13 protein-coding genes and 3 pseudogenes are annotated in these 12003 nt (G+C 71.6%); 10 read left to right on the top strand and 6 right to left on the bottom strand.

Annotated features, from left to right (window positions below; genetic code table 11):
- Window positions 1–445: pseudogene (locus AC2W7G_RS03410) on the bottom strand (shikimate dehydrogenase); the annotation flags it as partial.
- Window positions 446–534: 89 nt separating this feature from the next.
- Entirely contained in the window at window positions 535–1182 is a 648-nt protein-coding gene (locus AC2W7G_RS03405; RefSeq protein WP_485867202.1) for a TetR/AcrR family transcriptional regulator, read from the bottom strand.
- A gap of 96 nt (window positions 1183–1278) precedes the next feature.
- Between AC2W7G_RS03405 and AC2W7G_RS03400 the strand changes: the two are divergent.
- The 8 genes and pseudogenes from AC2W7G_RS03400 to AC2W7G_RS03365 form a co-directional block, all read left to right on the top strand.
- Window positions 1279–2235: pseudogene (locus AC2W7G_RS03400) on the top strand (sugar phosphate isomerase/epimerase family protein); the annotation flags it as partial.
- 182 nt (window positions 2236–2417) lie between these two features.
- On the top strand, window positions 2418–3707 hold the full coding sequence (gene sufD, locus AC2W7G_RS03395; protein WP_485867201.1) for a Fe-S cluster assembly protein SufD: 1290 nt from the start codon (window positions 2418–2420) through the stop codon (window positions 3705–3707).
- Window positions 3704–4024: a Rieske (2Fe-2S) protein gene (locus AC2W7G_RS03390; RefSeq protein WP_485867200.1), complete on the top strand. Its 321-nt coding sequence runs from the start codon at window positions 3704–3706 to the stop codon at window positions 4022–4024. The genes sufD and AC2W7G_RS03390 overlap by 4 nt, the downstream gene beginning before the upstream one ends.
- A gap of 6 nt (window positions 4025–4030) precedes the next feature.
- The gene (sufC, locus tag AC2W7G_RS03385; protein WP_485867199.1) at window positions 4031–4798 is read left to right on the top strand and encodes a Fe-S cluster assembly ATPase SufC; all 768 of its coding nucleotides are present in this window, start codon (window positions 4031–4033) and stop codon (window positions 4796–4798) included.
- Window positions 4795–6048 (top strand): cysteine desulfurase, encoded by a 1254-nt coding sequence (locus AC2W7G_RS03380; RefSeq protein WP_485867198.1) that lies wholly within the window; start codon window positions 4795–4797, stop codon window positions 6046–6048. Before sufC ends, AC2W7G_RS03380 begins: the two co-directional genes overlap by 4 nt.
- A 2-nt stretch (window positions 6049–6050) precedes the next feature.
- Complete coding sequence (gene sufU, locus AC2W7G_RS03375; RefSeq protein WP_485867197.1) at window positions 6051–6500, top strand: Fe-S cluster assembly sulfur transfer protein SufU; 450 nt, start codon at window positions 6051–6053, stop codon at window positions 6498–6500.
- A complete protein-coding gene (locus AC2W7G_RS03370; RefSeq protein ID WP_485867196.1) occupies window positions 6497–6856 on the top strand; it encodes a metal-sulfur cluster assembly factor in 360 nt (119 codons plus the stop codon). Before sufU ends, AC2W7G_RS03370 begins: the two co-directional genes overlap by 4 nt.
- A gap of 199 nt (window positions 6857–7055) precedes the next feature.
- Window positions 7056–8654 (top strand): ABC-F family ATP-binding cassette domain-containing protein, encoded by a 1599-nt coding sequence (locus AC2W7G_RS03365; RefSeq protein ID WP_485867195.1) that lies wholly within the window; start codon window positions 7056–7058, stop codon window positions 8652–8654.
- Here AC2W7G_RS03365 and AC2W7G_RS03360 read toward each other — a convergent pair.
- Window positions 8627–9415, bottom strand: coding sequence for an SURF1 family cytochrome oxidase biogenesis protein (locus AC2W7G_RS03360; protein ID WP_485867194.1), 789 nt, complete (start codon window positions 9413–9415; stop codon window positions 8627–8629). The genes AC2W7G_RS03365 and AC2W7G_RS03360 overlap by 28 nt on opposite strands.
- Window positions 9416–9505: 90 nt before the next feature.
- Between AC2W7G_RS03360 and moaA the strand changes: the two genes are divergently transcribed.
- Window positions 9506–10492, top strand: coding sequence for a GTP 3',8-cyclase MoaA (moaA, locus tag AC2W7G_RS03355; RefSeq protein ID WP_485867193.1), 987 nt, complete (start codon window positions 9506–9508; stop codon window positions 10490–10492).
- Window positions 10493–10671: 179 nt separating this feature from the next.
- Here moaA and AC2W7G_RS03350 read toward each other — a convergent pair whose 3' ends face one another.
- Together AC2W7G_RS03350 and AC2W7G_RS03345 are read right to left on the bottom strand one after the other, a co-directional pair.
- Window positions 10672–10878, bottom strand: a complete 207-nt coding sequence (locus tag AC2W7G_RS03350; RefSeq protein WP_485867192.1) for an acetone carboxylase — start codon at window positions 10876–10878, stop codon at window positions 10672–10674.
- Window positions 10871–11188, bottom strand: coding sequence for a DUF3099 domain-containing protein (locus tag AC2W7G_RS03345; RefSeq protein ID WP_485867191.1), 318 nt, complete (start codon window positions 11186–11188; stop codon window positions 10871–10873). Before AC2W7G_RS03345 ends, AC2W7G_RS03350 begins: the two co-directional genes overlap by 8 nt.
- A gap of 43 nt (window positions 11189–11231) precedes the next feature.
- Between AC2W7G_RS03345 and AC2W7G_RS03340 the strand changes: the two genes are divergently transcribed.
- Window positions 11232–11447 (top strand): dodecin, encoded by a 216-nt coding sequence (locus tag AC2W7G_RS03340; protein WP_019145643.1) that lies wholly within the window; start codon window positions 11232–11234, stop codon window positions 11445–11447.
- Window positions 11448–11450: 3 nt separating this feature from the next.
- Here AC2W7G_RS03340 and AC2W7G_RS03335 read toward each other — a convergent pair.
- Window positions 11451–12003, bottom strand: a pseudogene (locus AC2W7G_RS03335) (MFS transporter); the annotation flags it as partial.

Here is a 12003-nt window from a genome sequence, read left to right as displayed (position 1 = left end):
GCCGAGCCCGAGCAGCGCGTCGCGACGCACTGCCGGCACCGCCGGCGCCGAGCAGCACGACGTCCTCGGTGGACGCGCCGGGCAGGCCGGTGGTGAACGCGGTCGCGAAGCCGGTCACGTCGGTGTTGTGCCCGATCGCCCGTCCGTCGCGCAGCAGCACGGTGTTGACCGCGCCCAGCGCAGCGGCGCGGGGGTCGACCTCGTCGAGGTTCGGGAGCACCAGCTGCTTGCACGGGTGGGTGACGTTGAACGCGTCGTACCCGAGCCGGCGGCCCTGCACGAGCAGGTCGCCGACGGCCTCGGCGGGCAGGCCCAGGGTCGGCAGGTCGATCGTCCGGTACACGTAGTCCAGGCCGAGGGCCTTGGCCTCTGCCATGTGCAGCGGAGGAGTGAGGGACGGTCCGACGCCGGCGCCGATGAGGCCGACGAGGAACGGGTGAGACATGAGCGCTCCGAGTAATGAACTAACTGGTACGTTCGTGAAGTAGATCACGCCCGTCGCAGGACGTGTCAAGTGGGGAGTCGGAGAGCGGGTCAGGCGCGGGTGCCGGCGGTGAGCCAGGAGACGACGACCTCGCCGATCATCGAGCGCAGGTGGTCGCGCTCGTGCGGCGCCTGCAGGTCGCGGCCGAACAGGTGGCCGAACGTGTGCTGGTTGGCCACCTGGAACACGCAGTACGCGCTGATCACCAGGTGGACGTCGACCGCGTCGACGTCGGCGCGGAACACCCCGGCCTCGCGACCGCGCGCCAGCAGGTCGTCGAGCAGCGCGACGGCCGGGTTGCCCAGCTCGCGCAGCGAGTCGATCTGGCGCATGAAGCCGCCGTGGTGGATGTTCTCGATCGACACCAGGCGGATGAACGCGGGGTTCGCGTTGTGGTGGTCGTAGGTGAGCTCGGCCAGGCGGCGCACCGCGTCCACCGGCTCCAGGTCGCCGACGTGCAGCTCCTGCTCGGCGCGCCGGATGCCCAGGTAGGCGTCCTCGAGGACCGCGCGGTACAGGCCCTCCTTGCCGCCGAAGTAGTAGTAGATCATCCGCTTCGTCGTGCTGGTGCGCTCGGCGATCTCGTCGACCCGGGCACCGGAGTAGCCGTCCTGGGCGAAGACCTCGGTGGCGACGCGGAGCAGCTCGGCGCGGGTGCGCTCGGCGTCGCGCTGACGCTCGGGCCTGGTCTCGGTCACGCCCCGAGCCTAGTGGTCGCCGGCCGGCGGCGGAGCCGATCGTGGCTGACAACGAACGAACCAGACCGTACATTGGTCCGGACGGAAGGAGTCGGCATGCGCACCTCGGTGGCCACGGTCTGCCTCAGCGGCAGCCTCGTCGACAAGATGCACGCCTGCGCGGACGCCGGGTTCGACGGCATCGAGGTCTTCGAGCCCGACCTGGTCGCCAGCGACCACTCGCCCGAGGAGGTCCGCGCCCTGGCCGACCGGCTCGGGCTGACGCTCGACCTGTACCAGCCGTTTCGCGACTTCGAGGGCGTCACGGACGAGCTGCTCGAGGACAACCTGCGCCGCGCCGAGGCCAAGTTCGCGCTCATGAACCGGCTCGGCATGGACACCGTGCTGGTTTGCTCGAACGTGGCGACGGCGACCGTCGACTCCGACGAGGTGAGCGCCGCCCAGCTGCGTCGGCTCGGCGACCTGGCCGAGCGGTACGACGTCCGCATCGCGTTCGAGGCGCTGGCCTGGGGCCGGTTCGTCGACGACTACCGGCGCGCGTGGCGCATCGTCGAGCTGGCCGACCACCCCCGCGTCGGGGTCTGCCTGGACTCCTTCCACATCCTGTCGCGCGGGCACGACCCGGCCGAGATCGAGAAGATCCCCGGCGACAAGATCTTCTTCCTCCAGCTCGCCGACGCGCCCGCGCTGTCGATGGACGTCCTGTCGTGGTCGCGCCACCACCGGCTGTTCCCGGGGGAGGGCTCGTTCGACCTGGCCGGCTTCCTCGCCCACGTGCTGCGCGCCGGGTACACCGGGCCGTTGTCGCTGGAGGTCTTCAACGACACGTTCCGCCAGACCGACGTCCGGCGCACCGCCCGGCACGCCCTCCGCTCGCTGGTCTGGCTCGAGGACGCGGCCGGACGCCTGGTCGAGGGCCGCGACGACCTCGACCGGCTGCCGCCGGCGTCCGCCCCGCAGGGCTACGACTTCGTCGAGGTGAAGGCCGAGGACACGACGGACGTCGAGGTCCTGCTCGGCCAGCTCGGCTTCACCTTCCGTGGCCGGCACCGCACCAAGCCGGTGCGGCTGTGGTCGGCCGGCGACGCGCGGGTCGTGCTCAACGAGCAGCAGGCCCGCGACGAGCGCCCGCACCTCGCCGCGGTGCGGCTCGCGGCGCCGACCCCGCGGCGACGGCCGAGCGCGCGCACGTGCTCATGGCCCCGGCCGTGCACCGGCGCACGTACGCGTCCGAGGTGCCGCTGCAGGCGTTCGGTGCCCCCGACGGCACCGGGGTCTTCCTCGGCGAGGCCACCGACGGCGAGCCGGCGTGGGTGGCCGAGTTCGAGGGTGGCGACGAGGTCGGGCCGAGCGCGGTCACGCGGGTCGACCACGTGAACCTGGCCCAGCCGTGGGCGGACTTCGACGAGGCCGTGCTGTTCTACACGTCCGTCCTCGGCCTGGACGCCGGGTCGGGCACCGAGGTCGCCGGTCCGCAGGGACTCGTGCGCAGCCAGGTGATGCGGACGCCCGACGGCTCCGTGCGCATCCCGCTGAACGTCGCCCCGTCCGGCTCGGCCGACTACGCCCAGCACGTCGCGTTCGCCTGCGACGACGTGGTCGCGGTGGCCCGCCGGGCCCGGGAGGCCGGCATGTCGTTCCTGCCGGTGCCGCGCAACTACTACGACGACCTCGCCGCCCGCTACGGGCTGCCCGACGCCGTCGTCGACGAGCCGGTCACCATCACGCTGACCGGCCAGGGCGTCGCCCCGGCGGGCGCCGGCCACCTGCTGGTGCGCGCCGGCCGGTTCAGCCGCGCCACCGTCGTCGTGGTCTACGAGGGCTCGGCCACCTGGACCGAGAACATCGAGGTCGTCCTCGAGGACGGCGCCGACCTGACCTTCGTGACGATCCAGGACTGGGCCGACGACGCCGTCCACGTCGCCACGCAGCACGCCCGCATCGGGCGCGACGCGCACCTCAAGCACGTCGCGGTCACGCTCGGCGGCGACGTCGTGCGGGCCAGCACGTCGGCCGACTACCAGGGCACCGGCGGCGACGTCGACCTGCTCGGCATCTACTTCGCCGACGCCGGCCAGCACATCGAGCACCGCCTGTTCGCCGACCACACCGCGCCCAAGACGCGCAGCAACGTCGAGTACAAGGGTGCGCTACAGGGCGACGGCGCCCACACGGTCTGGATCGGCAACGTGCTGATCCGCAAGATCGCCGAGGGCATCGAGACGTTCGAGCAGAACGACAACCTGGTGCTCACCGACGGCGCGAAGGCCGACTCGGTGCCGAACCTGGAGATCGAGACCGGCGACATCGCCGGCGCCGGTCACGCGTCCACGACCGGACGCTTCGACGACCAGCACCTGTTCTACCTGATGAGCCGCGGCATCCCCGAGGACGACGCTCGTCGCCTCGTCGTGCACGGCTTCTTCAACGACATCATCCGCCGCATCGGCGTGCCGGAGCTGGAGTCGCGCCTCGTCGAGGCCGTCGAGCGCGAGCTCGCGGCGACCGTCGGGAGCATCGCGTGACGTTCGTCGAGGCCGCGAAGCTCGACGACGTCGTCGAGGGCAAGGCCCTGGGCCTGATCATCGACGACGTCGACGTGGCGCTCGTGCGCGACGGCGAGAACGTCTACGCCATCTCCGACTGGTGCTCGCACGCGCAGGTGCCGCTGTCCGACGGTGACGTCGAGGGCTGCCAGATCGAGTGCTACCTGCACGGCTCGCGCTTCGACGTCCGCACCGGCGAGGCGCTGAACCTGCCCGCCACCGAACCCGTACCGACCTACCCCACGAAGATCGAGGGAGACACCGTCTGGGTGGATCTCTCCGCGAACAGGAGCTGAACGCACATGGCCACCCTTGAGATCAAGGACCTGCACGTCTCGGTCGAGACCGAGGACGGCGCGAAGGAGATCCTGCGCGGCGTCGACCTCACCGTCCGCTCGGGCGAGATCCACGCGATCATGGGCCCGAACGGCTCGGGCAAGTCGACGCTGGCGTACACGATCGCCGGTCACCCGAAGTACACCGTCACCGGCGGCGAGGTGCTGCTGGACGGCGAGAACATCCTCGAGATGAGCGTCGACGAGCGCGCCCGCGCGGGCCTGTTCCTGGCGATGCAGTACCCGGTCGAGATCCCGGGCGTCTCGGTCGCCAACTTCCTGCGCACCGCCAAGACGGCCATCGACGGCGAGGCCCCCAAGCTGCGCACGTGGGTCAAGGACGTCAACACCGCCCTGGAGCAGGTCGACCTGGACGCGACGTTCGCCCAGCGCAGCGTCAACGAGGGCTTCTCCGGCGGCGAGAAGAAGCGCCACGAGATCGCCCAGCTGGACCTGCTCGACCCGAAGTTCGCGCTGCTGGACGAGACCGACTCCGGCCTGGACATCGACGCCCTGCGCGTCGTCTCCGACGGCGTCAACCGCTACCACGACCGAGGTGACCGCGGCGTCCTGCTGATCACGCACTACACGCGCATCCTGCAGTACATCAAGCCCGACCACGTCCACGTCTTCGTCGCCGGCAAGGTCGCCGAGAGCGGCGGCCGCGAGCTGGCCGACCAGCTCGAGGCCAACGGCTACGACAAGTACGTGAAGGCTGCGGCGGCGACGCGATGACGACCGCCGAGGTGACCGGCTACGACGTCGAGCGGGTGCGCCGGGACTTCCCCGTCCTGGCGCGCCGGCTCGCCGGCGACCTGCCCCTGGTCTACCTCGACAGCGCGAACACCTCGCAGAAGCCGGCGAGCGTGATCGCCGCGGTCGAGGAGCACTACCGGCTGCACAACGCCAACGTGGCCCGCGCGATGCACCAGATCGGCGCGGAGGCCACCGAGGCGTTCGAGGGCGCGCGCGACAAGGTGGCCGCGTTCATCGGCGCGCCGAGCCGCGACGAGGTGGTCTTCACCAAGAACGCCTCCGAGGCGCTCAACCTCGTGGCCCGCGTGCTCGGCGACGCCGGACGCGTGGGTGCCGGCGACGAGGTGGTCATCACCGAGCTGGAGCACCACTCCAACATCGTCCCGTGGCAGCAGCTGTGCCAGCGCACGCGCGCGACGCTGCGCTGGTTCGGGCTCACGCCCGAGGGCCGGCTCGACCTGGCCGACATCGACGCCCTCATCACCGAGCGCACGAAGGTCGTCTCGGTCGCGTGGGTCTCGAACATGCTCGGCTCGGTCAGCCCGCTGGCGACCATCATCGCCAAGGCCCGCTCCGTCGGCGCCCTCGTGGTGGTCGACGCGTCGCAGGCAGTGCCGCAGCTGCCGGTCGACGTCAGCACCCTCGGCGCCGACTTCGTCGCGTTCACCGGGCACAAGATGCTCGGCCCGACCGGCATCGGCGTGCTGTGGGGGCGCTACGACCTGCTCGCCGAGCTGCCGCCCTTCCTGGGCGGTGGCGAGATGATCGAGACGGTCACGATGGAGCGCACGACGTACGCCCCGCCGCCGGCCCGCTTCGAGGCCGGCACCCCGCCGATCGCGCAGGCCGTGGGCCTGGGCGCCGCCGTCGACTACCTGTCGGCGCTCGGCATGGAGAACGTCGCGGCCCACGAGCACGCGATCACCGCCTACGCGCTGGGCCGGCTGCAGGAGATCGACGGCCTGCGGATCGTCGGCCCGACCGAGGCGGTCGACCGCGGGGGAGCGATCAGCTTCTCGCTCGAGGGCGTCCACCCGCACGACGTGGCCCAGCTGCTCGACAGCCGGGGCATCGCGGTGCGCGCGGGCAACCACTGCGCCAAGCCGGCGCACGCCTGCTTCGGCGTGCAGTCCACGTCGCGGGCCTCGTTCTACCTCTACACGACCGAGCAGGAGGTCGACGCCCTCGTGGACGGCCTGCTGCACACCCAGAAGTACTTCGGAGCGTGACCATGGACGTCGACGCGCTGTACCAGGAGATCATCCTGGACCACTACAAGAAGCCCCACGGGGCGGGCCTGCGCGACGGGTTCGACACCGAGGTGCACCACGTCAACCCGACCTGCGGCGACGAGATCACGCTGCGGGTCCACCTGGACGGCGACACCGTCACCGACGTCTCGTACGCCGCCCAGGGGTGCTCGATCAGCCAGGCCTCCGCGTCCGTGCTCAACGACCTCGTCGTCGGGCACAGCGTCGAGGAGGGAATGACCGTGCTGGGCTCGTTCACCGAGCTGATGCAGGGCAAGGGCAAGGTCGAGCCCGACGAGGACGTGCTGGAGGACGGCGTCGCGTTCGCCGGCGTCGCCCAGTTCCCGGCCCGCGTGAAGTGCGCCCTGCTGGCCTGGATGGCCTGGAAGGACGCGGTTGCGCAGGCCGTCACCGACAAGGAGGACGCATGACCGAGCAGCACACCGACCTGCCCGAGGTCGACACCGCGCCGGCCGGCGCCACGACCGCCGACGACGTCACCGAGGCGATGAAGGACGTCGTCGACCCCGAGCTGGGCATCAACGTCGTCGACCTCGGCCTGGTCTACGGCGTCGACGTCGACGAGCACAGCAACGCCGTGCTGTCGATGACCCTCACGTCCGCGGCCTGCCCGCTGACCGACGTCATCGAGGACCAGACGCGCTCGGCGCTCGACGGCATCGTCAACGACTTCCGGATCGAGTGGGTCTGGATGCCGCCGTGGGGCCCGGACAAGATCACCGACGACGGCCGCGAGATGCTGCGCGCCCTCGGCTTCAACGTCTGAGCCACCGCTCGACCGCTGCGACCTCCTCCGGCCTCGCCGGGGGAGGTCGCGTCGCGTCGCCGGCAGGGTGACACGACGCACGACGACACACCGCGCCCCGACCCGTAGACTGGGCCGGTGGACATCATCCGGCTGGAGTGACGTGCGAGCCCCCGCTCGCCTCCTCGTCCTCGCCATCCACGCTCACTGAAGGTTCCTCATGCTCACCGTCTCCGGAGTGGAGCTGCGCTTCGGCGCGCGCGTCCTCATGTCCGACGTCTCGTTCCGTGTCGACAAGGGCGACAAGGTCGGCCTCGTCGGCCGCAACGGCGCCGGCAAGACCACCCTGACCCGCATGCTGTCCGGCGACGGCCAGCCCGCGGCCGGCTCGATCACCAGCACCGGCAAGATCGGCTACCTGCCCCAGGACCCCAAGTCCGGCGACCTGTCGACCACCGCGCGCGACCGCATCCTGGGCGCCCGCGGCCTGGACGACGCCCTCGTCCGCATGCGCAAGGCCGAGCTCGACATGGGCTCGCCCGACCCCGACATCGCCGCCAAGGCGATGCGCAGCTACGCCAACGCCGAGGCCGAGTTCTCCGCCGGGGGCGGGTACGCGGCGGAGTCCGAGGCGGTCACCATCGCCACGAACCTCGGTCTGCCCGACCGGATCATGGAGCAGCCGCTCTCGACGCTGTCGGGCGGCCAGCGCCGGCGCATCGAGCTGGCCCGCATCCTGTTCTCCGACGCCGACACGCTGCTGCTGGACGAGCCCACCAACCACCTGGACGCGGACTCGATCAACTGGCTGCGCGGCTTCCTGCAGGGCTTCTCCGGCGGCCTGGTCATCATCAGCCACGACGTCGACCTCATCGAGGAGACGGTCAACAAGGTCCTGTACCTGGACGCCAACCGGGCCACGATCGACATCTACAACATGGGCTGGAAGGCCTACCTCAAGCAGCGTCAGGCCGACGAGCAGCGCCGCCGCCGCGAGCGCGAGATCGCGACGAAGACCGCCGAGCGGCTCACCGCCCAGGGCAACAAGATGCGGGCCAAGGCGAGCAAGGCCTCGGCTGCCCAGCAGATGCTGCGCCGCGCCGAGCAGCTCATGGCCGGCCTCGAGGACGAGCGTCAGAGCGACAAGGTCGCCAACATCGCGTTCCCCAAGCCGGCCCCGTGCGGCAAGACGCCGCTCATGGCCGAGGGGCTGTCGAAGTCGTACGGCGCGCTGGAGATCTTCGCCGGCGTCGACCTGGCCATCGACCGGGGCAGCCGCGTGGTCATCCTCGGCCTCAACGGCGCGGGCAAGACGACGCTGCTGCGGATGCTCGCCGGCACGCTCGCGCCCGACACCGGCGACGTCATCCCCGGCCACGGGCTGAAGATCGGCTACTTCGCGCAGGAGCACGAGACGCTCGACACGAGCCGCACGGTGCTGGAGAACATGCAGGCCAGCGCGCCGCAGCTCACCGACACCGAGGCGCGCAGCGTGCTGGGGTCGTTCCTGTTCAGCGGCGACGACACGTCCAAGCCCGCCGGCGTGCTGTCCGGCGGCGAGAAGACGCGTCTGGCGCTGGCCAGCCTCATCGTGTCCAGCGCGAACGTGCTGCTGCTCGACGAGCCCACCAACAACCTGGACCCCGCGTCGCGCGAGGAGGTGCTGCGCGCCATCCGCACCTACGAGGGCGCGATCGTGCTCGTCTCGCACGACGAGGGCGCGGTGCGGGCGCTCGAGCCGGACCGGGTGCTGCTGCTGCCCGACGGCGACGAGGACCTGTGGAGCGACTCCTACGCCGAGCTGGTCTCGCTGGCCTGACGCTCGTCGGCGTCCGCGGCCCGACGGGCGGCGCGCCGCTCGCGGCGCTCCAGGACCGACTGACGGCCGAAGTAGACCGCGCCGGTCAGGCCGAGCACGCCGAAGAACCACCACTGCCAGGCGTAGAAGAAGTTCTGCGCCGACGACTCCTCGGGCGCGGGCTCGGGTGCGAGCGACTCGGCGGGGGCCGGGTCCTGCTCCTGCAGCTCCAAAAAGCCCGGGTAGAGCGTGTAGCCGGTGTAGTCGGCCAGGACGCGGCTGGAGACGGCCCGGACCTGGGCGTCCTGCACCGCGATCGCGTTGCCCTCGGCCCCGGTGTCGGGGCGCAGCCAGGCGGTGATCGTCACCTCGCCGCTCGGCGGCTCGGGCACGTCGATGCTGTCGACGTCGTTGTTCGGCACCTGGATCCAGCCCCGGTTGACCAGCACCGCCGTGCCGTCGGCGGTCACCAGCGGCGTCACGACGTCGACGCCGGGCTGCTTGTCGCGGGTGGTGAACCGGACCGTCACCTGCTTGGACGTGTCGTAGGTGCCGGTGACGGTGACCGGACGCCACTCCTCGTCCTTCGCGACCGTGTCGCCGGGGCGCACGAGCGAGTCCAGCGGGACGGGCGGCTCGGCCAGGTAGTGCTGGATGCGGGCCGAGTCGGCGTCGATGCGGTCGTGCTTGTTCCACTGCCACTGGCCCAGCGCCCAGCAGGCCCAGGCCAGGAACGCCACGACGACGACCGCGAGGGTCCAGCGGAGAAAGGTGCGCGCCACGTCTCGACCCTAGGCCGTCCAGGCAAGGACGGACGCCGCGGGTCCGTGCGCGGACGGGTGCTGCTCAGGCTCGGGCCGTAGGGTGAGGGCATGCAGCTCGGGGACCTCCACGGACGTGTCGCGACGGACCTGCGCGTGTCCCTCACCGACCGCTGCAACCTGCGCTGCCAGTACTGCATGCCGGCCGAGGGCCTGGACTGGATGCCGGCCGACGAGACGCTGACCGACGACGAGCTGAACCGGCTCATCGCGATCGCGGTCACCCGGCTCGGGGTCACCGACGTCCGCTTCACCGGCGGCGAGCCGCTGCTGCGCAAGGGCCTGCCCGGCATCGTCGCGGCCACCAAGGCGCTGCCCGGCTCGCCGCGCACGGCCATCACGACCAACGCCCTCGGGCTCAAGCACACCGCGAAGGCACTGGCCGCGGCCGGGCTCGACCGGGTCAACGTCAGCCTGGACACGACCGACCCGGCCACGTTCGCGCGCATCACCCGCCGCGACCGGCTGCACGACGTCCTGGACGGGCTGGCCGCGGCCAAGGACGCGGGGCTGCGTCCGGTGAAGGTCAACGCCGTGCTGCTGCGCGACGTCAACGAGCACGAGGCGCCCGACCTGCTGCGCTGGTGCATGAAGCACGACTACGAGCTGCGCTTCATCGAGCAGATGCCGCTGGACGCCCAGCACGGCTGGACCCGCACCGGCATGGTCACCGCCGACGAGACCCTGGCGATGCTCGGCGAGCACGTCCGGCTCACCCCGCTGGACGGCCGTGGCTCGGCGCCGGCCGAGAAGTTCCTGGTCGACGACGGTCCGCACACCGTGGGCATCATCGGCTCGGTCACGCGTCCGTTCTGCGGCGACTGCAACCGGGTGCGGCTCACCGCCGACGGCCAGGTGCGCAACTGCCTGTTCGCCCGCGAGGAGTCCGACCTGCGCGCCGCGCTGCGCGGGGGAGCGTCGGACGAGGAGCTGGCCGAGCGGTGGGTGGCGGCGATGGCGACCAAGCGGCCCGGCCACGGCATCGACGACCCGGCCTTCCTGCAACCGGCGCGGCCCATGTCGGCCATCGGCGGCTAGCCGCGCTCCTGGCCCGCGCTGCCTCGTGACGCATCCTCCTGCGTCCTGGCTGCCCCGGCGACCCGAACGCAGGAAGACCGGGACGGGCCGGTACGGATCTTCCGGCGTCGTGGTCGTCCCAGCGACCCGAACGCAGGAAGATGCGTCCTCCGAGCCGTCCGGAAGCGAGTGAGGTCGGGCTAGCGGGCCTCGGCCTCGTCGGCCGGCACGGTCTCGCGCCAGAACCCGCGGGCGTCGAGGAAGCCCTGGAGCGAGTCGGCGTGGTCGGGGCACGCCATCCAGACCTTGCGCCGGTCCGGCGTGTGGATCTTGGGGTTGTTCCACTGCAGGCCGACGGAGGCCGGCGCGGCGCACCCCTTGGCCGAGCAGGTCAGCGGCTCAGGCACGCGGTCCCTCGATCTGGGGCCGGTCCTCGGGACCGAACGGGCTCGGGCCGGCCCCCTTGCGCCGCACGCCGGCGTTGGCCATGACGACCGCGACGTAGGGCAGCACGATGGCGGCGACCATGAGCAGCAGGGCGACGAGCAGCCAGTCCAGCCAGGTGGCCGCGAGCACCGCGAGCACGAAGCAGACCGAGCGGATGCCCATGGACAGCGCGTAGCGCTTCATGCGTCCGTCGAGCTCCTCGGTGTGGGGCACGCTCGCGGTGGTGATCGACTGGACCTCGTCGTGACGACGGCCCCGGCTGCGTTCCATGCTGCCAGCGTACGCCGGGCCTCCGCACGGCATGATGGGGCGCATGAGCGATCGCACCTACCGAGTCACCGAGATCGTCGGCACGTCCCCCGAGGGCGTGACCGAGGCCGTGCAGAACGGCATCAAGCGCGCCGGGCAGACCCTGCGCCACCTGGACTGGTTCGAGGTCGTCGGCATCCGCGGCCAGATCGTCGACACCGAGGTGTCGCACTACCAGGTGACGATGAAGCTCGGCTTCCGGCTCGAGGACGACGAGTAGTCGCTACTCGGTCGTCCCGAACCGGCGCAGCAGCGCCGCCGTCGCCGCCAGCACGGTGATGGCGCCGCCGTACACGTACGCCGTCGTCTCGAGCCCGAGGTGCGGGACGGCGAACCCGGCGGCGACCGCGGGCAGGCCGAACGCGACGTAGCTGAGGACGAACACCGACGCGAACAGCTCGCCGCGCTCGGCCGGCCCGACGGTCGGGGTCACCGAGCGCATGACGCCCATGAACGCGGTGCCGAACCCGGTGGCCGCGACCGCGACCGCGGCGACGAACCAGCCCAGGCTGTGCGCGGCGAGCGTGGCCAGGGTCAGCACGGTGCCCACGGCGAGCGCGGTCGTGCCGTAGAGCGTGAGGGTGCGCGGCGTCCGCGAGCGCAGCAGGAAGGCGGCCAGGGCGCCACCGCCGGTGAGCACGCTGACGACCAGGCCCTGGGCCAGGTGGCTCTCGCCGCCCAGCTCGCCGATGAGCGGCGCGCCGAGCGAGAGGTACAGGCCGCCGGTGGCCCAGCCGGCGACGATGGCCGGGGTGCTGCGCAGGAACGCCGCCCGG

The organism is Aeromicrobium sp. PFPM2_SD2, from assembly GCF_057364525.1.
This window is presented reverse-complemented; position numbering and strand designations above follow the sequence as displayed.